General features: G+C 29.5%; 25 protein-coding genes. 24 read left to right on the plus strand and 1 reads right to left on the minus strand.

The window, feature by feature from the left end:
• The first annotated feature begins 14 nt into the window (after window positions 1-14).
• The 15 genes from L8W40_RS02125 to L8W40_RS02195 are packed head-to-tail and all read left to right on the plus strand — an operon-like array spanning window position 15 to window position 15812.
• Window positions 15-434: an NAD(P)H-quinone oxidoreductase subunit 3 gene (locus L8W40_RS02125; protein ID WP_220566531.1), complete on the plus strand. Its 420-nt coding sequence runs from the start codon at window positions 15-17 to the stop codon at window positions 432-434.
• Entirely contained in the window at window positions 413-910 is a 498-nt protein-coding gene (locus tag L8W40_RS02130; RefSeq protein WP_039619352.1) for a NuoB/complex I 20 kDa subunit family protein, read from the plus strand. The genes L8W40_RS02125 and L8W40_RS02130 overlap by 22 nt, the downstream gene beginning before the upstream one ends.
• On the plus strand, window positions 910-1701 hold the full coding sequence (locus L8W40_RS02135; protein WP_133319471.1) for an NADH-quinone oxidoreductase subunit C: 792 nt from the start codon (window positions 910-912) through the stop codon (window positions 1699-1701). Before L8W40_RS02130 ends, L8W40_RS02135 begins: the two co-directional genes overlap by 1 nt.
• Window position 1702: 1 nt before the next feature.
• Window positions 1703-2929, plus strand: a complete 1227-nt coding sequence (gene nuoD, locus L8W40_RS02140; RefSeq protein ID WP_133319472.1) for an NADH dehydrogenase (quinone) subunit D — start codon at window positions 1703-1705, stop codon at window positions 2927-2929.
• Window positions 2926-3153 (plus strand): NADH-ubiquinone oxidoreductase subunit E family protein, encoded by a 228-nt coding sequence (locus L8W40_RS02145; RefSeq protein ID WP_133319473.1) that lies wholly within the window; start codon window positions 2926-2928, stop codon window positions 3151-3153. The genes nuoD and L8W40_RS02145 overlap by 4 nt, the downstream gene beginning before the upstream one ends.
• Window positions 3150-3866 (plus strand): hypothetical protein, encoded by a 717-nt coding sequence (locus L8W40_RS02150; protein ID WP_133319474.1) that lies wholly within the window; start codon window positions 3150-3152, stop codon window positions 3864-3866. The genes L8W40_RS02145 and L8W40_RS02150 overlap by 4 nt, the downstream gene beginning before the upstream one ends.
• Window positions 3863-6316: an NADH-quinone oxidoreductase subunit G gene (locus L8W40_RS02155; RefSeq protein ID WP_263664551.1), complete on the plus strand. Its 2454-nt coding sequence runs from the start codon at window positions 3863-3865 to the stop codon at window positions 6314-6316. The genes L8W40_RS02150 and L8W40_RS02155 overlap by 4 nt, the downstream gene beginning before the upstream one ends.
• Entirely contained in the window at window positions 6313-7311 is a 999-nt protein-coding gene (nuoH, locus tag L8W40_RS02160; RefSeq protein ID WP_133319476.1) for an NADH-quinone oxidoreductase subunit NuoH, read from the plus strand. The genes L8W40_RS02155 and nuoH overlap by 4 nt, the downstream gene beginning before the upstream one ends.
• A 9-nt stretch (window positions 7312-7320) precedes the next feature.
• A complete protein-coding gene (gene nuoI / locus L8W40_RS02165) occupies window positions 7321-7953 on the plus strand; it encodes an NADH-quinone oxidoreductase subunit NuoI (RefSeq protein WP_133319477.1) in 633 nt (210 codons plus the stop codon).
• Window positions 7946-8452 carry an NADH-quinone oxidoreductase subunit J gene (locus L8W40_RS02170; protein WP_263660448.1) on the plus strand — a complete coding sequence of 169 codons (507 nt, stop codon included), beginning with the start codon at window positions 7946-7948 and terminating at the stop codon, window positions 8450-8452. The genes nuoI and L8W40_RS02170 overlap by 8 nt, the downstream gene beginning before the upstream one ends.
• Window positions 8452-8763, plus strand: coding sequence for an NADH-quinone oxidoreductase subunit NuoK (gene nuoK / locus L8W40_RS02175; protein ID WP_263664601.1), 312 nt, complete (start codon window positions 8452-8454; stop codon window positions 8761-8763). The genes L8W40_RS02170 and nuoK overlap by 1 nt, the downstream gene beginning before the upstream one ends.
• The gene (nuoL, locus tag L8W40_RS02180) at window positions 8751-10553 is read left to right on the plus strand and encodes an NADH-quinone oxidoreductase subunit L (protein WP_263664552.1); all 1803 of its coding nucleotides are present in this window, start codon (window positions 8751-8753) and stop codon (window positions 10551-10553) included. Before nuoK ends, nuoL begins: the two co-directional genes overlap by 13 nt.
• Window position 10554: 1 nt before the next feature.
• Window positions 10555-12027, plus strand: a complete 1473-nt coding sequence (locus tag L8W40_RS02185; RefSeq protein WP_263659531.1) for a complex I subunit 4 family protein — start codon at window positions 10555-10557, stop codon at window positions 12025-12027.
• Window positions 12027-13424 (plus strand): NADH-quinone oxidoreductase subunit N, encoded by a 1398-nt coding sequence (locus tag L8W40_RS02190; protein WP_133319481.1) that lies wholly within the window; start codon window positions 12027-12029, stop codon window positions 13422-13424. The genes L8W40_RS02185 and L8W40_RS02190 overlap by 1 nt, the downstream gene beginning before the upstream one ends.
• A 24-nt stretch (window positions 13425-13448) precedes the next feature.
• A complete protein-coding gene (locus L8W40_RS02195; RefSeq protein ID WP_263664553.1) occupies window positions 13449-15812 on the plus strand; it encodes a tetratricopeptide repeat protein in 2364 nt (787 codons plus the stop codon).
• Here L8W40_RS02195 and miaA read toward each other — a convergent pair.
• Entirely contained in the window at window positions 15803-16678 is an 876-nt protein-coding gene (miaA, locus tag L8W40_RS02200; protein ID WP_263664554.1) for a tRNA (adenosine(37)-N6)-dimethylallyltransferase MiaA, read from the minus strand. The two genes, L8W40_RS02195 and miaA, sit on opposite strands and share 10 nt — an antisense overlap.
• Before the next feature lie 69 nt (window positions 16679-16747).
• Between miaA and mqnP the strand changes: the two genes are divergently transcribed.
• From mqnP to L8W40_RS02245, 9 genes are read left to right on the plus strand one after another with little or no spacing between them, the layout of a single operon-like run.
• Window positions 16748-17623, plus strand: a complete 876-nt coding sequence (gene mqnP, locus L8W40_RS02205) for a menaquinone biosynthesis prenyltransferase MqnP (protein ID WP_263664555.1) — start codon at window positions 16748-16750, stop codon at window positions 17621-17623.
• Entirely contained in the window at window positions 17620-18117 is a 498-nt protein-coding gene (locus L8W40_RS02210) for a hypothetical protein (protein WP_263659526.1), read from the plus strand. Before mqnP ends, L8W40_RS02210 begins: the two co-directional genes overlap by 4 nt.
• On the plus strand, window positions 18110-18631 hold the full coding sequence (locus tag L8W40_RS02215; protein WP_133319486.1) for a DUF6115 domain-containing protein: 522 nt from the start codon (window positions 18110-18112) through the stop codon (window positions 18629-18631). Before L8W40_RS02210 ends, L8W40_RS02215 begins: the two co-directional genes overlap by 8 nt.
• Before the next feature lie 9 nt (window positions 18632-18640).
• Window positions 18641-19609 carry a GTP 3',8-cyclase MoaA gene (gene moaA / locus L8W40_RS02220; protein WP_263664556.1) on the plus strand — a complete coding sequence of 323 codons (969 nt, stop codon included), beginning with the start codon at window positions 18641-18643 and terminating at the stop codon, window positions 19607-19609.
• Window positions 19609-20358: a 7-carboxy-7-deazaguanine synthase QueE gene (locus L8W40_RS02225; RefSeq protein ID WP_263664557.1), complete on the plus strand. Its 750-nt coding sequence runs from the start codon at window positions 19609-19611 to the stop codon at window positions 20356-20358. Before moaA ends, L8W40_RS02225 begins: the two co-directional genes overlap by 1 nt.
• Window positions 20355-20939, plus strand: coding sequence for a 6-pyruvoyl trahydropterin synthase family protein (locus L8W40_RS02230; RefSeq protein WP_263664558.1), 585 nt, complete (start codon window positions 20355-20357; stop codon window positions 20937-20939). Before L8W40_RS02225 ends, L8W40_RS02230 begins: the two co-directional genes overlap by 4 nt.
• Window positions 20939-21139 carry a hypothetical protein gene (locus L8W40_RS02235; protein WP_263664559.1) on the plus strand — a complete coding sequence of 67 codons (201 nt, stop codon included), beginning with the start codon at window positions 20939-20941 and terminating at the stop codon, window positions 21137-21139. Before L8W40_RS02230 ends, L8W40_RS02235 begins: the two co-directional genes overlap by 1 nt.
• Window positions 21139-21549: a hypothetical protein gene (locus L8W40_RS02240; protein WP_220566545.1), complete on the plus strand. Its 411-nt coding sequence runs from the start codon at window positions 21139-21141 to the stop codon at window positions 21547-21549. The genes L8W40_RS02235 and L8W40_RS02240 overlap by 1 nt, the downstream gene beginning before the upstream one ends.
• Window positions 21549-22211 (plus strand): 16S rRNA (uracil(1498)-N(3))-methyltransferase, encoded by a 663-nt coding sequence (locus L8W40_RS02245; RefSeq protein ID WP_263664560.1) that lies wholly within the window; start codon window positions 21549-21551, stop codon window positions 22209-22211. The genes L8W40_RS02240 and L8W40_RS02245 overlap by 1 nt, the downstream gene beginning before the upstream one ends.
• Window positions 22212-22246: the final 35 nt, after the last annotated feature.

A 22246-nucleotide genomic window follows, 5' to 3' on the forward strand; every position in this document is an offset into this window, starting at 1 on the left:
ATAAAAGGTTTATTATGACGCACGCAACTATAGAGCATCAATACTTTGGCATCTTTGCAATGCTTGTTATTGCAAGTGTTATATTTTTTACTTTGGTGTATATTTCTTCTAAAATAGGTTCTAAGCTAGCCTCTCATAATAGAAAAAAACTTGGACTAGGAATTTATGAGTGCGGGCCTATGGCTTCTAAACAAGCAAATAAAATCAATTCTCAATTTTTTGTTTTTGCTTTGATTTTTATTTTGCTTGATATTGAAGTGGTGTTTTTATTTCCTTGGGCGGTGATTTTTAAAGATTTAACCGCAGAACTTTCAAAATATGGCTTATCTTTATTTGCCTTAGTGGAAGTGTTTGTTTTTATTTTATTACTTGCAGTAGGCTTTTTATATGCTTATAAAAAAGGAGCATTTGCATGGCAGAGTATCAAAAAATGAGTAATGCGCCAGTTGTTTTAACTACGGTTGATAAGTTAGTGCAATGGGGTAGAAGTAATTCTTTATGGGCACTATCTTATGGACTTGCTTGTTGTGCTATTGAAATGATGGCAGCAGGTGGTGCAAGATATGATTTTGATAGATTTGGAACAATTTTTAGAGCAAGTCCAAGACAATCTGAAGTAATGATTATAGCGGGTACTTTAAGTAAAAAACATGCTGAATTTACAAGAAGACTTTATGATCAAATGCCTGATCCTAAATGGGTTATTTCTATGGGTTCTTGTGCAAATACCGGCGGTATGTTTAATACCTATTCTACTGTCCAAGGAGTGGATAGGATTATTCCTGTTGATATTTATGTACCAGGCTGTGCCCCGCGTCCTGAAACTTTTCAATTTGCTTTGATGATTTTGCAAAAAAGAATTCGTAAAGAAAAAGCAAGCAGAAAAATAGCTCCAAAAAGGCTTATATGATGAGAAAATATAGCGATAAGAAAAATGCTCAGTTAAAAAATTATTATGAGGATAGATTTTACCATGCACCTGCAACTAAAAAACTAAGCATAGAAAGCAGTATTTTTGAGAGTGATCATCAAATTTTAAGCCAAGAATTTGAGTTAAAAAATTCTTTTATAGAGCTTGATTTTTGGGTGATTGAGATAAACAAAGATGATAATGTTGCTATTCTTGATAAGCTTAAGAATTTAGGTTATAGCTGTTTTACTGACGCAAGTGCGATTGATTTTGTCGCTCAAAAACAGGGTTTTGAAGTATATTATCAGCTTTTAAATATGGAGAAAAATTTAAGAGTGAGAATAAAAACTTTCGTTGGTTTAAAAGAAAGGCTTCAAAGTGTTATGAGCGTTTTTAAGGGTGCTAATTGGTGTGAGAGAGAAATATATGATATGTTTGGAATTTTCATCATCAATCATCCGAACTTAAAAAGACTTTTAATGCCTGATGATTGGTATGGATATCCTTTTTTAAAAAGCTATCCTTTGCATGGTGATGAATTTGCTAAATGGTATGAGATAGATAAAATTTTTGGTAAAGAATACCGCGAGGTTGTAGGTGAAGAAAATAGAGATCCAGGTTTTGTAGATGAAAAAGACACGCTAAACTTTAGTAGAATTTATCATGAGGTTGGTAAAGGCGAAGCTCCAAGAGAGGATAAATACCTACAAGAATATCAAGAAGAAGGTGGCGTGCCTTTTGTTAAAAAAGCCAAAAGAACGCAAGTAAAAATTTTAGATAAGAGAAGATAAAATGCAAATTTCTACTAAATTAAAACCTTATTATGAAAATATAAGCTTTGAGCGTGAAGATGGCACCATGATAGTAAATCTTGGCCCTCAACATCCAAGTGCTCATGGAAATTTACGCCTTATTTTAGAGCTTGATGGAGAAGAAATCACCAAGGCTGCTCCTTGTATAGGTTATATGCATCGTGGTATGGAAAAAATGGCTGAAAATATGATCTATCAAGAGTTTATCCCAACTACTGATAGAATGGATTATATCGCAGCTAGTGCAAATAATTATGCCTATGTAGCTGCTGTGGAAAAACTTTGTGGTTTGGAAATTCCACGCAGAGCAAGTGTGATAAGGATGATTTTACTTGAGTTAAACCGTATTGCTTCGCATTTGTTATGGCTTGCTACACATGCGCTTGATATTGGTGCGATGACAGTATTTTTATACTGCTTTAGAGAGCGTGAGTATGTGCTTGATCTAATAGAAAAATATTGCGGGGCAAGACTTACGCATTCATCTATGAGAATAGGCGGGGTAATGCTTGATTTACCTGAAGGTTTTTTAGATGAACTTTTGGTATTTTGTAATAAATTTCCAAATGATATAAAAGATTATGAAGCTTTGCTTGATGATAATAGAATTTGGCGCGCAAGAACTGAAAATGTAGGAGTTGTAAGCAAAGAACAAGCGCTAAGTTGGGGTTGTAGTGGGGTTATGCTAAGAGGAAGTGGTATTGCTTATGATGTTAGAAAAGAAGAGCCTTATTTGCTTTATGATGAGGTAGATTTTGGCGTGCCTGTGGCCAAAATGGGTGATTCTTATGCAAGATATAAGGTTTATATGCAAGAATTTAGAGAAAGTTTAAAAATTTTAGTTCAATGTGCTAAGCTTTATCAAGATACTCCGCCTGAAATTTTATGCAATCATCCTGAGTATGTAAGTGCTTCAAAAGAGCAAATCATGACGCAAAATTATTCTCTTATGCAACATTTTGTCCTAGTAACCCAAGGTCTAAAACCACCAAAAGGAGAGGTGTATGTGCCAACTGAAAGTCCAAAAGGCGAACTTGGATTTTTTATCCACTCAGATGGTAGCGGCAGGCCATATAGATTAAGAGCTAGAACCCCAAGCTTTTTTCATTGTGCATTTTTAGAAGAAATGCTTGTTGGATCATATTTGGCTGATGCAGTGGCAATTTTAGGAAGTATTAATATAGTTTTAGGCGAGATAGACCGATGAGACGCGTGGATTTAAGAAAAAGTCAAGATTTGTTTAAGGATTTAGAACAAATCATTCAAAATTCTTACATGGGTGAAGTTTTAGTAGTTTTATTTGAAATAGGAGATTTTTCTAATGTAGAAAAAAGTTTTGCTTTCATAAAAGAGCAAAATTGTGAACTTTTAAATTCTTTAAAATTTAATCAAGTAGATTGGACTATAGTTTTTAAAAAGGTAGGACAATGAAATTAGCAAAATATCAAGAAGGCTTAAATGCTTTGTGTTTTGTGGATTTGCTTTCTTTAAAAAATCCTTCACTTTGCGCTAAGCTTAACAAAAGTAAAAATTATAATATTTCTTGTTTAGAGGATAAAAATTTAAAAGCAAACTTTTATAAATGTGAGATTGCAAGTGTGCCTTTCGTGCTTGCTTTGCTTTGTAAGATGAGCTTGGAGACTGAATTTGACGAATTTGATGAGGGGTATTTAAGTGCTGAATCTTGCTTTGGTGAAGAAGAAGCTTTAGAGATTTTAGAGTTTTTAAAAGAAGCAAAATGTATTATTTTTGATGAAAATTTATATCAACATAAAGATTTTGAAAATATTAAGTATTTTTTAGAAAAACTTTGTCATAAATTTAATCTTTTGCTAATTTGCTCTAATGAAAATGAAGAAAATTTATCAATACAAAATTCTTTTAGTGAGCTTTTAGAACTTGATAATTTTGATGGAACTATTATCATGCAAGCACCTTTGGGAGACAAAAATTTGCATTGCTCTTCTTCCTTTGCTTTAATTGCTAAGGTTAAGGATGAGGATAAAATTAATTTAAAAATAAACACTCAAGAATTTACAACTATAGTAAAAATCAATCATGATTTGAAAGGCACGGTGGCTTTGTTTGATTATGAAAGCGCTGATTTTGCTTTTTCAAAAGCTCAAGTTAAGGTTATAAAATGAAAGTTATCATTAATGGTATAGAATGTGAGGCAAATGAGGGTGAGTATATCTTAAATGTCGCAAGAAAAAATGATATTTTCATTCCTGCAATTTGTTATTTAAATGGTTGTTCTCCAACACTTGCTTGTCGTATGTGTATGGTAGAAGCTGATGGTAAAAAGGTTTATTCTTGTAATACTAAAGTTAAAGAAGGTATGGTAGTAGAGAGTGATTTATCAAATTTATGGGATGAGCGTAATGCTATCATGCAAGCATATTGCATTAATCATCCTTTGCAATGTGGGGTATGTGATAAATCCGGTGAGTGCGAGCTTCAAAACTTTACACACAAAGCAAGAGTAAATGTGCAAAATTATTGGATTAAAGATACCCATAAAGAGCATAAAAAATGGGGCGAGATTAATTATGATCCAGCTTTATGTATCGTGTGTGAAAGATGTATTACAGTTTGTAAAGATAAAATAGGAGAAAGTGCTTTAAAAACTACTCCAAGAGGGGCAAGCGCGCCCGATGCAAGCTTTAAAGAAAGTATGAGTAAAGATGCATTAGCTATTTGGACTAAATTTCAAAAGAGTTTAATTGCGCCAAATGGTGGCGATATACTTGACTGTTCTTTTTGTGGAGAATGTACAAGTGTATGTCCAACGGGAGCTTTGGTGGGTTCGGCTTTTCAATATACATCTAATGCTTGGGAGTTAAAGAAAATTCCAGCTAGTAATCCACATTCAAGTGATTGTGAGTTGATGTATTATGATATTAAACAAACTAGTATTAATAATCAAAAAGAAAAAATTTATAGAGTGAGCAATGATTTTGCTTTTGCTACGCTAAATAAAGCTGCAAGATATGGTTTTAATACCCAAAATGAAGTTCAAGGTAAAGACGAAAAAGCTTTTGAAAAACTAGTAAATATGATAAAAAATAATGAAATAAAAAATATTTTATTTAATAGTTTTATTACTAATGAAGAAGCTTTAATCTTGCAAAATTTAAGTAAAAAATTTAATCTTAATCTTATAAATCATGAAGCTAAAAAATTCCAAGATTTCCTAGCTTGTTTTTATCAAAATGCAAATGCAATGTATAATGCAAATACAGACGATATCACTCAAAGTGATTTTTTAATCATCGTAGGTTCATTTTTACGCTATGATGCGCCAACGCTAGGATATAAAGTTAATAACGCTTTGGTAATGAATAAAGGTGCAGGGCTATATTTTCACCCTATAAAAGATAAAGGCGTGGATAAATATTCTAAAAATTTCTTGCAGATTAATCATGATATTAAAGATAATGAAAGTATTTTATTATTTATCTTGCAAAAATTTGCCAAAGAGCTTCCGCAGGATTTTAAAAACACATTAGAAAATGCGTATTATCAAGATACAAAAGAAATAGAAGAAACTATCAATGAAGAAGTTACTGAAAAGATAGAAAAGCAAAATGAAAACGGCGAAACTATTATAGAAGAAGTTAAAAAACTTGTGCCTAAAAAAATTAAAAAAAGCATAGAGGTGCAAAGATCAAATTATGCGAAAAATTTTGGCATAGATGAGGATATTTTAGAAACTTTACTCGCAAAAAAGCAAAAATTTACACTTATTATAGGAAGTGATTTTTACTATGATGAGCAAAGTGTCAAGCTAGCAAAACTTTGTGCTTTGGTGCAAAAATATACTGATTTTAAAGTCTTTTTAAATCCAACTTGCACTAATACCTTAGGTGTGAGTTTAATTTGTGATTTAAGTCAAGATTTTCAAGCAGGAAAAACATTAGGTTATAACGAAAAAGGCGATTTTACTTTTTCTTATGATGGGCATTTTGATCTTGCAAGTTCTAGTTTAAATCAACAAGAAGGTAGCTTTGTAAATTATGATAAAAGATTAGTTCCTACAAATGCGGCTTTAGAATTTAAAGGTTATTTTTTAAATGATTTGGCAAATGCCTTAGGTTTTGATGAAGAATTTACGATCAACTATACTAAATTTTTACCACAAAATAAAGGCTTTAGGGTAATTGACTTTGATGAGTTAGAAAATCATTATGATAATGGTGGGGTAAATCATAGAGGTTATGAGCTCGATTTTTCCCATTTTGAGTTTGAAAAAACATTAAGTGTTCAAGAAGTTAAAGAGCAAAATGAAGGAAATTTAACTTTATATCATGCAAATAGCATTCATCAGTTTTCAAAGCTTAGTAATAGAGCTTTTAATGAGGTTGGAGCTTTATTTTTATCGTCTGATTTAATGCAAAAATTTGATTTAAACCAAGATGATAGTGTTATTTTAAAAAATGAAAAAACTCAAATTGCTATAAGTGTAAAATGTGATGAATCTTTAGAAAATGGTGCGTATTTAGGGGATTATGATAGTAAGATTGATTATAAATCTTTATTTGATAATACTCGATATGTAAAAGTTTGGCTTGAAAAAGCAGGAGCTAAAATATGAGTGATATTACTTTTTTTATTGTAGAAACAATTATAAAATGCGTGCTTGTTATAGCTATTTTTGCTACTTTAGCAGGCTTGGCAACTTATCTTGAAAGAAAGGCTTTGGCTTTATTTCATCGTCGTTTAGGGCCTGATATGGTAGGTCCTTTTGGATTGCTTCAAGTAGTTGCTGATATGATTAAACTTTTTACTAAAGAGGATATAGTACCAACTTATGCTCAAAAAGTGGTGTTTTTAATCGCTCCATTGATTGCAGCAATTTGTGCTTTTGTAGCAATTGCAGCTATACCTATTTTTCCTGAATTTACTTTATTTGGTAGAGTGATTCGTCCTATTATCGCTGATATTAATGTAGCCTTGCTTTTTGTTGTAGGTATGGGTGGAGTTAGTTTTTATGCGATTTTTTTAGGAGGTTTAGCAAGTAATAATAAATGGTCGCTGCTAGGCGGGGCAAGAGGGCTTGTTTCTATTATCTCTTATGAGAGCGTTGCAGGGCTTTCTTTGGTGTGTGTTGTAATGCTTGTTGGATCTTTGTCTTTAGTAGATATTAATAACTATCAAAGTGATGGCATACTTTCTTGGCTTATTTTTAAACAACCTTTAGCTTTTATTTTATTTGTGATAGCTATTTTTATAGAAACTAATAGAACTCCACTTTGTTTAAGTGAAAACGAAACTGAACTTGTTTCAGGTTATGGCACTGAATATAGCGGACTTAGATGGGGTATGTTTTTTATCGGAGAATATACAGCCATGATTACCGGAGCGATTATGATATCGCTTTTATTTTTGGGTGGATTTAATGATTTTTGGATTATACCAGGGGCTATTATGATGCTTTTGAAAGTGTCTTTTGTGTTCTTTTGGTATTTTTGGGCTAGAGGTGCTTTTCCGCAACTGCGTCCTGATCAAGTAATGAGAATGTGTTATTTGATTTTAATACCTTTAGCGGTTTTAAATTTATTAATTAGTGCTTTAGTGCTTGTGATATAGGAAAAAACAATGAAAAAAGGTTATTTTAAAGTAGATTTTGAGCGTAAAAATCCTCAAAATACTTATGAAAAATTCATACAAGTAATCAAGCGTTCTTTAAATACGGAGCTTTTTGTAGGTTTATTTGTCGTATTAAGAGAAATGTTTAAAAAAAACAATAGTGCAACGATTAAATATCCTATGGAAAAAGTTGCTTTAGATGATAGATATCGTGCAGTTCATCGTTTGATGCGTTTTATTGAAAGTGAAAATGAATGTTGTATTGGTTGTGGCTTGTGTGAAAAAATTTGCATTAGTAATTGTATAAGAATGGAAACGAGTTTAAGTGAAGATGGGCGCAAAAAGGTCGAAAATTATAGTATTAATTTAGGGCGTTGTATTTATTGTGGATTTTGTGCTGATGTTTGTCCTGAACTTGCCATTGTGCATGGTAAAGAATATGAAAATGCCGCAGAGCAAAGATCTTATTTTGGTCAAAAGGAAGATTTTTTAACTCCTATCGATGAGCTTAAAAATCAAGTAGTGTTTGAAGGAAGTGGTAGTTTAAGAAAAGATGCTGATGATTTAGTAAAGAAAACTCCAAATTATTATGAGATAGATTTGCAAAGACAGCAAGATGCTCCAAAGGAAGAAAATGTTTGAAACGATAGCTTTTTGTTTATTAAGTGTTTTGGTGTTGGGATTTTTTTTAATTAGTGTTTTAAGCACTAGCGTGCTTTATGCTATCAGTTCTTTGGCTGCGGCTATGGTTTTTTTAAGTGGATTTTATTTTTTACTTAATGCTGAATTTATTGGAGCAATTCAAATAATTGTTTACAGTGGAGCTATTTTAGGTCTTTATAGTTTTGCTATGATGTTTTTTGATGCTTCTATAAAAGTAAAAGAAAGTTTAAAAGGTAAAAGAATCTTCATTTTTGCCGTGATTTTTAGTGCTGTTTTATTAATTAGTATTATTATGGGATATGAGTTTGGTTTAAATGAAACTAGTGAAGTTTATAGTCTTGATTCTACTCAGCAAATAGGCTTTGCTCTATTTACAAAATATATGCTTGCTTTTGAATTTATGGCAATTTTACTTTTAATAGCTTTAATTTGTGCTATAGCACTTACTCAAAAAAATATAAAAAAGGACGAACAATGATGTTAGAAAAATACTACATTGTGGCTATTTTGATGTTTATCATTGGTCTAATAGGTATCATAAAACGCCAAAATTTAATTATGCTTTTTATTTCAAGTGAAATTTTATTAAATGCTGCTAATTTGGCTTTAGTTACAGCAGGAGCTTCTCATAAAGACATAGAAGGTCAAATTTTTGCTTTATTTGTAATGGGAGTTGCAGCTTGTGAAGTAGCTGTTGGGATAGCGCTTTGTGTTTTATGGTACAGAAAAACAGGAACACTAGAGCTTAGCTCTTTAGCTGAAAAAGGAGAGATAAAATGGAAAATTTAGCTTTAATTGCACTTTTTTCTCCTTTGGCTTCAGCTGTTATTTTAGGTATTTTTGCTTTTAGTGCTAAGAAAATTATTTTAGGTTATTTAGCTTCTTTATTTATAGCTTTTTCAGCTCTTGCTTCAATTGTTTTATTAAATAATGGAGTACATTTTAATTTTGAACTTGGCACTTGGATATCTTTAGTAGATGTTAGTTTTGGTTTTAAAATAGACTCTATTACTTTGATTATGATGAATGTGGTAAGTATAGTAGCGACTTTTGTGCATTTATATAGTATATTTTATATGGAGCATGATGAAGGGTTTAATCGCTATTTTAGCTATTTGGGGCTTTTTGTTTTTTCTATGATGTTTTTGATTATGAGTGATAATTTCTTAGGACTTTTCATAGGTTGGGAAGGTGTTGGACTTTGCTCATGGCTTTTGATAGGTTTTTGGTATCATAATGAAAAATACACTTTTGCTGCTAATGAAGCATTTATCATGAATAGAATTGCAGATTTGGCTTTGCTTTTAGGAATTTTCTTAATTTATATAGAATTTAACTCTTTAAAATATGATGAATTTTTTACCCTTTTATCTTTAGGGCATGAAAATGATGTGATTTTGATTTTAATAGCACTTTTACTTTTTGTAGGTGCTATGGGTAAATCAGCACAATTTCCTTTCCATACTTGGCTTGCTGATGCTATGGCAGGACCTACGCCAGTTTCAGCTCTAATCCATGCTGCTACTATGGTTACTGCGGGAGTTTATTTGGTAATTCGCGCAGGGGAGCTTTATTTACAAGTTCCTGAAGTAGGGTATTTTATCGCTATACTTGGAGCTTTTGTAGCGCTTTTTGCTGCTTCTATGGCCATGGTAGCTAAAGATTTAAAAAGAATTATTGCATATTCGACGCTTTCTCAACTTGGGTATATGTTTGTAGCAGCAGGTCTTGGAGCTTATGCAATAGCTTTATTTCATCTTGCAACTCATGCATTTTTTAAATCTTTATTATTCTTAGGTGCGGGTAATGTTATGCATGCTATGAATGATAAGCTTGACATTAGTAAAATGGGTGGACTTTATAAAAGTATGCGTTTTAGTGCTATTTTAATGCTTATAGGTTCTTTAGCTTTAGCAGGAATTTATCCTTTTGCAGGATTTTTCTCTAAAGATTTAATTTTAGGATTTTCTTTTATAAGCCATCATCATGGAATTTTTTTAGTACTTTTAATAGCAGCTTTTATGACAGCTTTTTATAGCTTTAGACTTTTAATGCTTGTATTTTTTACTCCAAAAAGACATGAAGAACATCCCCATGAAGCTAGTAAAATAGCTTTGCTTGCGATGAGTCCTTTGGCTTTACTTGCTATTATAGCAGGATTTTTTGAGCATGGCTTTATGGATTTTGTAAGTAAAAATTTAGCTTTTATTGATGGTCAAAATTCTTTAGTTATGATACTTGCAAGTGTTTCTGCGGTACTTGGAGTGCTTTTAGCTATCATAGCTTATTGGAAAAATTGGTTTAAACCATCACTTTCTAAAACAAGTATTTACAAACTTTTGTTTAATGAATACTACATACCAAAATTTTATCATCAATTTATTGTTAGTAAGTATGCTTTATTTTGTGAATTTTTAAGAAAAGCTGATAAAGAAATTTTAGATGCTTTGGTAGATAGTATTGCATTTTTCCTTAAAACATTTGCTAGGGTTCTTAGTATGGGTAAGGATTATTCTTTGGCTTTAAGAATTGTAGTTTTGGCTTTTGTGTGTTTATTTTGTTTAGCTTTGGCGGTGTAATATGCTCGGTTTATTAATGTTATTTCCATTTTTTGCGGCTTTTATAGCTTTATTTTTACAAAAAGAAGATAGCAAGTCCTTTGCTATTTTAGTTAGTTTTTTGATTTTAGTTTTTAATGTTTTTTTGTTATTTAACTACGATGGTGGCATGGCTTATGAATTTAGTTTAAATTCTTTGATAGTTAATTTTCACATAGGTGTAGATGCTATAGCGCTTTATTTAATATTACTTTGTTCTATTATGATTTTTTTATCTTTTATATGTTTGGATATTCAAGATAAAAGTGTTGTAATAAGTATATTTTTATTACAATTTTGCATTGTAGGACTTTTTGCTTCATTAGATGCTTTATTGTTTTATGTATTTTGGGAGTTTTCTCTTATACCGCTTATTTATTTAATAGGTAGATATTCAGATAATTATAAGGCAGGGATTAAATTTTTCATTTATGCATTTTGCGGTTCTATGCTTATGCTTTTAGCTATTATTTATGTGGGATTTTTGTATTATCAAAGTTTTGGATATTGGAGTTTTGATTTGTTAGCTTGGTATAAGAGTGAATTTTTTATACCTGAGAATGCACAAAATCTAATATTTGTAGGATTTTTTATTGCTTTTGCGATTAAAAGTCCTTTATTTCCTTTTCATACTTGGGCTCCAAAGGTTTATACCAAAAGTCCGACTTTAGTATCTGTAATGCTTGTAAGCTTTAAAATGGCGCCTTTTGGGTTTTTAAGATTTATTTTGCCTTTAGCGCCTGATACTTTGAATCATTATTATTCTTTACTTGCTATTTTATGTATAGTTGGAATTTTATATGCAGCCTTAATTGCTTTTAAAGCCAAGGATTTAAAAGAATTAATTGCTTATAGCTCAATTTCGCATTTGGGTGTGGTAATTTTAGGTATCGTAACTTTTACTTATAATGGGGTTAGTGGTTCTGTATTTTATATGTTTGCACATGGTATAGTAACAGGTGGCTTATTTTTAGCCGCTTATATGCTTTACAAAAGATATCATACTTTTGATTTAGACTTTTATAAAAATTTAGCTAAAACAGCCCCATTATTTAGCTTTTTCTTTGCAGTATTGTTGTTTTCATCTATTTCATTACCTTTGACTATTTCCTTTGTAGGTGAGTTTTTGATCTTGCAAGGTGTGGCAAGTGTAAATTTATGGTATGCATTATTTGCAGGCGGTGTAATCGTTTTAGGAGCTATTTATATGCTAAATATTTATAGAAATATGTTTTTTACTACTTGCGAAGAAGAAGTGTGTAGTAAATTTACGCTTAAAAAAGGTGAAATTTTTGTTTTAAGTATTTTAAGTGCATTAGTGATTTATTTAGGGGTAGCTCCAAGTGCTATGCTAGATCAAATTGCTTCTAATGTAAATAGTATTCTTGAAGTTATGCAAACAAGAAATATCGCCATAGAAAATCAAAAAATCATAGATAGTATAAGAGGTTTTTAATGAGTGGTTTTAGTTTAGAAAAATTAAATTTTGTATTATTATTTCCTGTGTTGTCATTGCTTTTTTGGGCTATTGCATTACTTTTATTGAGTGCGTTTAAAAAACTTTCTAGAAATTTTTATATAGGAGCAAGTGTTATAGCTTTGCTTAGCACTTTGTGTTTTTTATTGCTTTATAATGGTTTTGTTTTAGATGATTCTCATGCTTTTTTTGGTTTATTTGTAAGCGATAATTATGCAATTTTTGCACAAATAATTATTTTGTTTTTTTCTATGCTTTATTTGCTTATAGACAAAGATGAGCAAAGAGCAGAATTTTTTTCTTTATTTTTGTTTATGGTTGCTTCCTTAATATTAATGGTTTCAAGTACTAATTTGATTGTGATTTTCCTAGCTTTAGAAGGATCTTCTTTAGCTCTTTATACATTAATAGCATTAAGAGGAACTCATAATGCTATTAGTTCTAGCATAAAATATTTTGCCTTAGCTGCAGTAGGGGCTGGATTTTTTGTTTTTGCTTGTGCTTTTGTGTATTTAAAAACAAAGTCTTTGGATTTGGATAATTTATTGCATTCTGAATATATTTCAGATCCTATATTATTATGTGCTGGAGTAATGTTTTTGGTTATTGTTGGAGTAAAACTTTCTATCGCTCCTTTTCATTTTTGGCTAAAAGATGTATATTGTGGAGTTCATACAAATTTTATAGCTTTCATATCTATTGTTCCAAAAATTGCTATGATAATAGTAGTTTTAAGAATTTTTTCTGCTTTAGGCGGTGGAGTAAAATTTGAATACATAGTCGCATCGTTAGCAATTTTTTCTATGCTTGCTGTAAGCATAGTAGCTTTAATTCAAAAAGATGCAAAAAAAATGCTTGCATATAGCTCTATTACTCATTCTTCTTTTATATTGGCTGTTATTGTTTCTAGTATGAGTGTGAGTTCTCAAGGAGATGGAACTTCTTACCTGCTTTCAATTTTTGCCTTGTTCGTTTATTGGGTTTCTTTTGCTTTTGCAAACTATGGAATTTTTTTAATCTTAAGTTTATTTCAAAAAAGCTCATTTGAAAGTTTTTCTGGCTTATTTGATCAAAGACCCGTATTATCTATAATATTAGCTATGTTTATTTTATGTATAGCAGGAATTCCACCTTTTGGGATTTTTTGGGGTAAAATTTTAATTTTAGCTTCTATTTTAAATTCGGGCTATTATGTGCTTATATTTGCTATAGCTTTAAGTTCCATGATCATGCTTTATGCTTATTTGAAAATTTTAATTTATATCTTTTTTAAAAAAAGTCAATCTATAAAGAGTATAAATTTAGATATTAAGCAAAAGATTATTTTAAGTTTATGTTTTATCGGAAGCTTATCATGTGCGTTTTTGCTTTTGTGAAATAATATTGCTATAATCACGCTCATGATAAGGATTTTATTTTTATTATTATTAAGCATAAATTATATATTTTCTTTTGAGGTTATTGTTAATAAAGGGGAAGAACAAAATCGTCCCTTTACACTTTTGCATTTAAAAGATAATAAAGATTTTACTTGCAAGAGTATTTTTGAATTTGAAAAAACTCATTTTGAGTGTAATGTTTTGGGCGTTAGTAATATGCAATTTCAAAATAAAGAATTTGATGATTTTACAATTTATTTTGAAAAACACCAAACTTTTTTGACAATTAAAATATATCCTAAAATTTTAGCTAAAATGTTTAATTATTCTCAAGATATTTTTAATGCTAAAGAAATTCAAAGTCAAAATGGAGATACTTCTAAACATTTTGTGTTTATTTTTACTAAGGATTTAAGGTATTATAAACCTAGCGATGGACTTGATTTTGATATTTATTTCGATGATGCATTAATGCCTTATATTGGAGCATTGGATTTAAATTCTAATCCTATGGAAACTTCAAAAAGTGCAGATTTTAATGCATATTTTAATATCAAACAAGAATATGAAGCCAAAAAATACGATCAAGTTTTACGAGATGCTGTTAATGCTATTAAGCGTTATCAAGGTAGTGTATTTATGAATGAATTTGAGCTTTATAAATTAAGAGCGCAAAATAAGCTTTACACTTATGAGCTTGATAAAGATCAGCAAATTTTAGAGCAAATGCTAGATGATGCTAAAAGATGGGTGAGAACTTATATTAATGATAAAGATTATACGGAAGTAATGTATATCATGATGAGAGTTTATATGGGCTTATCTCAAAGGTCTAATGTTGATTATATTATTGATACTTTAAGTACTGAGCATAAAGATGATAAATATACCATAATTGCTTTACTTGATTATGCAGATTATTTATATCATTTGGGTAAAAAAAATATAGCAAATAATATTTATCAAGATGTATACTATTCTACTCCGAATGCAGATTTAGCTAGTAGAGCTGCTTTATTTTTGTCTAAAAATTATTTAGAAGCGCAAAATACAAAAGAAGCCAAGGAGTTAGCAAGTAAAATTTTAGAATCAAATCCTGAATTTTTTATGAGTGATTTAGAAAATTCTTTATCTTTAGCTAAGGCTTTTAGTAATCATAGAATTTATGATTTAAGTTCTAAAATTTATGAGTATATTTTTACGCATTTGACTAAAGTCGATAAAGAATATGAAAGAGTATTAAAAGATCTTTCTTTGGCTTTGTTAAATGCAAATGAACATACTAAAGCTCAAAAGTATTTAGATCTTTACACAGAAGATTTTCCTTTGGGTGAATATGTGAGTTTAATAAAAGAAGCTCAAGATAAAAATTTCTTATATTTAAAAGATAATAATGCAAGTTTTTTACATCAAAGATATGAAGAGATCATGCAAAAGTATGCTGGAGAAATTTCTAGTATGGCTTTATTTGATAATGTGAGATTATATTTTCAAGAAAAAAATTATGAAAAAGTTGTAAGTTATCAAAAAGACATAGAAAAATATTCCAACAAAGAAATCAAAAATCTTTTAGAACAAGCTGCTATCTTAGTTTTAGAACAAAATTTAAAAAATGATGAGTGCTTAGCTGCTGTTAAAATATATGATGATTTTAAGGTATATGATGTGGGAAATAAAATACAAAATAAAAAACAAATGCTTGAATGCTTTAAGCGTACTACTCGTATAGAAGAAGCTAAAAAATATATAGTTGAAAATGAAAATGATGATATTATTTTTTATAAACTCCAAAGTGCAGATTTGGCGCTTAAAGATAAGCGTTATCGTTTTGTTGTAAAAACAATTAATGATATTTTAAATACAAGAACTATTATTAGCGATGATGAAAAATTTGAAGCAAATTATATTAAATTTTTTGCTGAACTTAAATTGCAAGATTATAATGCCATGATAAGAACTTTGCAAAAACTAGAGCAATTTCCTATGAATTATCGTATGGTGGAATTATATTATGAGTTTTTGCGTTATTGTGAAAAAAATAATTTTCTAACAAGTATTTTAACTTATGCTCCAAAGGCTATTGATTATCAAAATTTAAAAGGAGTAAATCTTTTTAGTCCGGATTTAGAATTTATCTATATCAAAGCCTTAAAACAAAACAATCAAGCTCAACAAGCCTTAACTTTGTTTAAAGATTTGCTTGCTAATCCTTTAAAAGACGATGAGCGCGCAAGAGCTTTTTATATGCAAAGTAATATTTATGAAGATTTAAAAGATATGCAAAATCAAAAGCAAAGTTTGCAAAATTGTATAGATATTAACACAACAAGCAATTGGCAAAATTTATGTAAAGATAAATTAAATGTCTTAAACACTCAGCCTTGATGTTTTTTTAAAATATAAGCTTTTAAATTTTCATAAGCGTTTTGAAAATCTAAAATTTCTTTGTTGAATTTTTTATTAAAAGTTCTTTGTCTTTTGGCAAGTTGTCTTGTGTGAATGATGATGAGTTCTTCAAGCTCGTTTAAATTTATTTTTTTATCTAAAAAATCTTTACATTCTTTTAAGCCTATGGAATTTAGTGCTTTTAAATGATGATCGTAGTTACTATATAGCATTTTAGCTTCATCTATTAAACCCTCATCAAGCATATTTTTAGTGCGTTTAATAATGCGTTTTTCCAAAAGATCTTTTTGCCAAGAAATTTCAAAAATATCAAGTTTTTTAATTAAAGCTTCTTGTTTTGTTTCTTTTAAAACTTCGCTTGGGATTTTATTAGTTTGCTCATAAATTCCAAGCCATTTTTTTAAGCGATAGGTGTCGTTTTTTTCTATTTTGGTATGTGGATCAATTTTTATCATTAAATAATAAATTTCATCATTACTTAGCGTGCTTTGACTTTCTTTGAAATTTTCACTCAAGCCATCCATTAAAGCTTTTAAATAAAAACTAGTTCCACCTGTGATGATAAGCATTTGATTGTTTTTTTGAGCAAAGGCTTTTGCTTTTTTGTATTCTTCAAAAAATAAAGCAATGTTAAAATGCTCATTGATATTTAATAAATTTATGCCAAAATAATCAAGCTCATCTAAGGTTTTTTGCTCTGTTTTGGCTGAAGCGATGTTGATTTGTTTATACACGCAAAGACTATCAAGGCTTAAAATGCTTGCATTAAATTCATAAGCTAGTTTGTTAGCAAGTTCTGTTTTGCCACTTGCAGTAGTTCCAATAAGAGCAAATTCAAAAAACATCGTAAAAATATCCTAAATTTAAAATTATTTTAGTAAAATCATAACAAAAATATATTATAAAGAGAAAAAATGCCTTTATTAAAAGAAAAATTAAAAGATATTTTGGACTTGATTGTTTTTAAGCATTCTATTTTTGCTTTACCATTTTTGTTTGTTTCTATGATTGTAGCTTCTGTTATTTTAAATGATAGCACTTGGTTTGGTTTTAAAGCTTTGTTTTTGGGTGTTATTTGCGCGGTAAGTGCAAGAAATTTTGCAATGGCAATCAATCGTTTGATGGATGAAGACATTGATAAAAACAATCCAAGATGTGCAAATAGACCTAATATCGATGGTCGTATAGGTAAAACTAGCATTTTACTTTTTATTATTTTAAATGCTATTATTTTTGTTTTGGCAAGTTATTTTATCAACAAACTAGCCTTTGCTCTTTCTTTGCCGGTATTGTTTATTTTAGCTATTTATTCAGCCTTTAAAAGATTTTCATCCCTAGCGCATTTAGTATTAGGATTTTGCTTAGGACTTGCTCCTATTGCAGGCAGTATTGTGGTTTTGGGAAGTATTGAAATTTATAGTGTTATTTTGTGTTTGGGTGTTACTTTTTGGACAGCTGGTTTTGATTTACTTTATGCTTTGCAAGATATGGAGTATGATAAAAAGACAGGCTTGCACTCTATACCTGCTAAATTTGGGCTTGAAGCAACCTTGTTCATCTCAGCATTTTGTCATGTTTTAGCAGTGCTTTTTTGGTTTTTATTTGTTTGGGTAGCTCCAACAGGAAATATTGCATTTTTAGGTGTGATTGTTAGTGCTGTTATTTTATTTTTTGAGCACCGCATTGTTAGAAAGAATTTTGCAAAAATTGACAAAGTATTTTTTACTTTAAATGGGTATTTAAGTATAGTGTTTTTTATTTTTATATGGGTTGATCTTTTATGGAGATGAAATTTTTTAAAAGCTCTTTGGAATTAGAATTTGAAGAGAGCAAAGAAAGATATGAAGAGTTTTTGCAAGAATATGTTTCAAGTAATAATTATGTCAATTTAAGCAAATGGAAAAAGCTTGCTTCAAGGGTAGAATTTAGCGAGGGTGAGCAGTTGATTTTTGATTTGCTTATGGATTTAAAGCAAGAATTGTATTTGATAAAAAATGATATTAATAAAACAAAATTATTTGTTAATTTAAAATATAAATCTTTTGTGATTGGGGTAAATTTTACACATATTCAATTTAAAGATAGGTGTTTAATGCAAGATGAAGATTATTATGCTAGATTTAATTTAAATGGTCAAAAAATTAGTATTTTTTTTAAAGCATTAAATGAGAATGAAGCAAAAATCACGCAAATAAAAGCAGAAGATGAGCTTGTGTATGATAATTTTGTAGCAAATATGCAAAGAGCAATGATTAAAATTTTAAAGGAGCAAGAAAATGGATAGTGATTTATTATTGTGGCTAGTTGTAGCTTTATTAATTTTTGCTATGTTTGCTTATATGATGATTAAAGAAAAAGAAAGTATTGTTAAGATTAATGAGCTTGGTAAAATGATAGAAGATTTAAATAAACAATATCATTATTTAAAAAAAGAAAGTTTAGATGAGCAAGAGCAAGAAAAAGAAGAAATAGACACTGAAGCCATAAGAGAAGAATTAAAAGAAGAACTTTTGCAGGTGCTAGAACAAAAAATCAATCAAAATATTATTCCTATTTTAAGTGCTTTAAAAGAAGTAGAGGAAGTAATTGAAGAATTTCAAAGTGAGCAAAAAAATCGTTTATTAAATTTAGAACAAAAAACCCAAAGTATTACAAAATTAAGCCCAAGCTATGATAATGAAGAGCAAAAAGTTATCGAACTTTTTAATCAAAAAAAATCCATTGAGCAAATTGCAAAAGATTTGCGTATAGGCATGGGCAGGGTTGAGCTTATTTTAAAATTTAATAAATTATTATAAAGGCCTTTGATGTTAGTAGATAGCTATGGAAGAGTGATTGATTATTTAAGAATTTCAGTAACACAAAGATGTAATTTCCGTTGCCTTTATTGTATGCCAAAAACTCCATTTGAATGGAGTGCTAAGGAAAATCTTTTATCATTTGAAGAACTTTTTATGTTTGTTAAGGTTTGTATTGATGAAGGAGTTAAAAAAATTCGTATTACAGGTGGTGAGCCTTTAGTAAGAAAAGATTTGCATAAATTTATTACTATGATTAGTGAGTATAAGCAAGATATAGATCTAGCGCTTACTACTAATGCTTCTTTATTAAAACAACAAGCAAAGGATTTAAAACAAGCGGGCTTAAAAAGAATTAACATCTCTTTGGATACTTTAAAAGAAGAAGTGGCCTTTAAATTAGCTCAAAAAAACATACTCAAAGATGTGTTAAATGGTATTAATGAGGCTTTAGAATTAGGTTTTAATATTAAATTTAACACCGTAGCGCTTAAAGGAATTAATGATAGTGAATTTATCGATCTTTTAGAATTTGCCAAAGCACGCAAAAGCCAAATTCGCTTTATAGAATTTATGGAAAATTATCATGCTTATGGAGATTTAAAAGGCTTAAAATCAACAGAAATTTTAAATATCATTGCTCAAAAGTATTCTTTTAAACAAGGACAAAAAAGTCCAAATGCACCTGCGACTATTTATGAACTTGAAGATGGATATGAGTTTGGCATTATTGATCCACATAGCCATGATTTTTGTGATAGTTGTAACCGTATAAGGCTTTCAGCCGAAGGGCTTTTAATACCTTGTTTATATTATGATGAGGCTTTAAGCATTAAAAAAGCTATACGCAATAAAGACATAGCAGGTGCTTGTGAAGTTTTAAAAACCGTGATAAAAAATAAATCAGAAAAAAATAGATGGGCAGAAAATGAAGCCAATCAAAGTTCTACAAGAGCCTTTTATCAAACAGGTGGATAATGGAAGTTGTTGAAACTTTTTTAAGCTTGCAAGGTGAGGGAAAATATAGTGGAAATTTGGCTATATTTGTAAGATTTGCCGGGTGTAATTTTAACTGCGCAGGCTTTGGAGTAAAAAAAGAAAAAGATTCTAAAATACTTTTGGGCTGTGATACTATAAGAGCTGTTTTTACTAAAGAATTTAAAACTTGTTATAAAACATATACTTCAACAAAGCTTTTTGATGAGGTTTTGAAGCTAGCAAATTCACGCAAAGTTATAGTTGTAATTACGGGCGGTGAGCCTTTGTTAAATTATCAAAATAAAGATTTTTTGTGTTTTATTAATTTACTTTTAGAAAATGATTTTATGGTGCATTTTGAAACGAATGCAAGTATTGAAATTGATTTTGAAAAATATCCTTTGTATAAAAAATGTTATTTTGCTTTAGGGGTAAAGCTTAGTAATAGTGGTGTAAAAAAAGAAAAAAGAATTAATGAAAAAGCTTTGAAAGCTTTTAAAAATTATGCTAAGGAAAGTTTTTATAAATTTGTTTTGGATAAGGATTTTTTACAAGAAAATAAAGCCTTAGAAGAAATCAATGAAATTTTACAAGTTTGTAAAAATGATGTTTTTTGTATGCCTATGGGGTCAAATGAAGAAGAAATTTCCAAAAACGCCTTAAGTGTTGCTGAATTTTGTATAAAAAATGGATATAATTACTCCGATAGATTGCATATTAGAATTTGGGGAGATAAAGAAGGCGTATGATTATTAGAAAAATATTTGAATTTGAAAATGCTCATATTGTTAGATTTTGTAGCTCCAAGCGATGTAAAACAAGCATACATGGCCACTCTTATAAAGTAGAAATTTTACTTGAGAGTAAATACCTTGATAATGCTGGAATGGTGTATGATTTTGGTTTGTTAAAAGATGAGATAAAACAAATTATTGATAGTTTTGATCATGCTATTACGCTTTTTAAAGATGATGATAAAGCTTATTTGGAAGATATGAAAAAGCACTCGCAAAGATGGGTGAGTTTACCTGTGAATGTAAGTGCGGAAAATTTTGTACGCATATTTTTTGTACTGATTGATACTTTGCTTTTAAAGACTAAGATGGTCAATGGTGAGCAAGGTGTTAGTTTAAAAAGCATTATTGTACATGAAACAAGAACGGGTTATGCACAAGGTTTTAGAGAAGATGCTTATAGTGAATTTTTACCAAAGATTGATTTGGCAGATATTGACTTTTCGCAAGCTATAAGAGATGAATGGAAAGATAAAGATTTTTTTGAAAAACTTCAAGATGTAAATTTTGTTTTTATCAATCAAAAGGAGGTGTAATGAAAAAGATTTTATTGATTGTGCCAATATCGCTTTTTATGGCTTGTTCAAATCAAGAGAATAAAAATATAAAAAAAGAAATACAAACCGAGCAAGTTCAGATTGAACAAAGTGATTCTAATGTCATTATAGATGATGAAACACTTCCTATACCTGTTGATGATGATATACAAGATGAAAATAATACACAAGGACAATAATGGATCAAAGTTATGAATTTTTTTTAGCATTGCATGTGTATAGTTTATATACAAATGGTTTTTTAATGTTGTTTTATTTGTATTTGACTCAAAGTAACTTCTCACAAGAATTTATCTTTATAAAAAGAATTCGTCTATTTTTACCAATTTATTATTTGTTTTTAGCAATTACACTTTTTACTGGAAGTTTGTTATGGGCTTTAAAGCATTTTGAATTTAATTTCTATGTGCTTTCTATGTGGTTTTGTTGGATTTTGATTTTTGCTTTGGCTATTTATCAATTTGTTTTATTTAAAAAAGCAAGATTGTTTAAACGCTATGCTAAATTTAGATTTTTAAGTTTTTTTATTTTGTGTTTAGGTATATTCTTACTTTTTGTACCTTATTTACTTAAGAGGTTTTATTTTTAATGCAATTTTTATATCACCCACAAAGTGGTACTGCAAGTTTAGAGCTAGAAAATGAAGCCTTTTTACACTTAAAGGCTCGAAGAATTAAAGTGAGTGATAAAATTATATTAAAGAATTTGAAAGATTTTTATACTTACACTTATGAATGCATAGAGCTTTCTAGACGCTCTTGCGTATTAAATTTACTTGACAAAAAAGAAGAAAAACAAGAATTAAAAACATATATACATTTAGCTTTGGCGGTGATTGATCCAAAGGTTATAGAAAAAACTTTACCTTTTTTAAATGAACTTGGAGTAGCAAAACTTTCTTTTGTGTATATGGAATACTCGCAAAAAAATTTTAAATTAGATTTTAAAAGAATGGAAAAAATTCTTATAGAATCATCCCAGCAATGCGGTCGTGCTTCTTTAATGGAACTTGAAAGTTTTGATGACTTTAAAAAATTTCAGCAAGCTTATGAAAATATTGTTTTGATAGATTTTGAAGGTGAAGATTTGATGAATTTTGATCCCGATAGATATGTATTTTTGGTTGGGGCTGAAGGCGGATTTTCGCAAAAAGAAAGAGAAATAAATATAAAAAGAGCAAAATTACAAGCCAACTATATACTTAAAGCACAAACAGCACTTATAGGGGTTGCTTCAAAATTTATAATTTAAAAGCATGCTTAAATTTAGCTATTTTTTATATAAAA

It is taken from the genome of Campylobacter sp. IFREMER_LSEM_CL1846, from assembly GCF_025772105.1.
In the GTDB taxonomy this organism is placed as follows: Bacteria; Campylobacterota; Campylobacteria; order Campylobacterales; family Campylobacteraceae; genus Campylobacter_D; species Campylobacter_D lari_D.

Coding starts and splice junctions, on each gene's coding strand:
- L8W40_RS02225 (WP_263664557.1), top strand. CDS start 19,609: ATGGAAGTTGTTGAAACTTTTTTAAGCTTGCAAGGTGAGGGAAAATAT.
- L8W40_RS02185 (WP_263659531.1), top strand. CDS start 10,555: ATGCTCGGTTTATTAATGTTATTTCCATTTTTTGCGGCTTTTATAGCT.
- L8W40_RS02170 (WP_263660448.1), top strand. CDS start 7,946: ATGTTTGAAACGATAGCTTTTTGTTTATTAAGTGTTTTGGTGTTGGGA.
- moaA (WP_263664556.1), top strand. CDS start 18,641: ATGTTAGTAGATAGCTATGGAAGAGTGATTGATTATTTAAGAATTTCA.
- L8W40_RS02210 (WP_263659526.1), top strand. CDS start 17,620: ATGAAATTTTTTAAAAGCTCTTTGGAATTAGAATTTGAAGAGAGCAAA.
- L8W40_RS02195 (WP_263664553.1), top strand. CDS start 13,449: ATGATAAGGATTTTATTTTTATTATTATTAAGCATAAATTATATATTT.
- nuoK (WP_263664601.1), top strand. CDS start 8,452: ATGTTAGAAAAATACTACATTGTGGCTATTTTGATGTTTATCATTGGT.
- nuoL (WP_263664552.1), top strand. CDS start 8,751: ATGGAAAATTTAGCTTTAATTGCACTTTTTTCTCCTTTGGCTTCAGCT.
- L8W40_RS02215 (WP_133319486.1), top strand. CDS start 18,110: ATGGATAGTGATTTATTATTGTGGCTAGTTGTAGCTTTATTAATTTTT.
- L8W40_RS02150 (WP_133319474.1), top strand. CDS start 3,150: ATGAAATTAGCAAAATATCAAGAAGGCTTAAATGCTTTGTGTTTTGTG.
- L8W40_RS02135 (WP_133319471.1), top strand. CDS start 910: ATGAGAAAATATAGCGATAAGAAAAATGCTCAGTTAAAAAATTATTAT.
- nuoI (WP_133319477.1), top strand. CDS start 7,321: ATGAAAAAAGGTTATTTTAAAGTAGATTTTGAGCGTAAAAATCCTCAA.
- L8W40_RS02130 (WP_039619352.1), top strand. CDS start 413: ATGGCAGAGTATCAAAAAATGAGTAATGCGCCAGTTGTTTTAACTACG.
- L8W40_RS02145 (WP_133319473.1), top strand. CDS start 2,926: ATGAGACGCGTGGATTTAAGAAAAAGTCAAGATTTGTTTAAGGATTTA.
- L8W40_RS02230 (WP_263664558.1), top strand. CDS start 20,355: ATGATTATTAGAAAAATATTTGAATTTGAAAATGCTCATATTGTTAGA.
- L8W40_RS02240 (WP_220566545.1), top strand. CDS start 21,139: ATGGATCAAAGTTATGAATTTTTTTTAGCATTGCATGTGTATAGTTTA.
- L8W40_RS02190 (WP_133319481.1), top strand. CDS start 12,027: ATGAGTGGTTTTAGTTTAGAAAAATTAAATTTTGTATTATTATTTCCT.
- mqnP (WP_263664555.1), top strand. CDS start 16,748: ATGCCTTTATTAAAAGAAAAATTAAAAGATATTTTGGACTTGATTGTT.
- L8W40_RS02245 (WP_263664560.1), top strand. CDS start 21,549: ATGCAATTTTTATATCACCCACAAAGTGGTACTGCAAGTTTAGAGCTA.
- nuoH (WP_133319476.1), top strand. CDS start 6,313: ATGAGTGATATTACTTTTTTTATTGTAGAAACAATTATAAAATGCGTG.
- L8W40_RS02155 (WP_263664551.1), top strand. CDS start 3,863: ATGAAAGTTATCATTAATGGTATAGAATGTGAGGCAAATGAGGGTGAG.
- L8W40_RS02235 (WP_263664559.1), top strand. CDS start 20,939: ATGAAAAAGATTTTATTGATTGTGCCAATATCGCTTTTTATGGCTTGT.
- nuoD (WP_133319472.1), top strand. CDS start 1,703: ATGCAAATTTCTACTAAATTAAAACCTTATTATGAAAATATAAGCTTT.
- L8W40_RS02125 (WP_220566531.1), top strand. CDS start 15: ATGACGCACGCAACTATAGAGCATCAATACTTTGGCATCTTTGCAATG.
- miaA (WP_263664554.1), bottom strand. CDS start 16,678: ATGTTTTTTGAATTTGCTCTTATTGGAACTACTGCAAGTGGCAAAACA.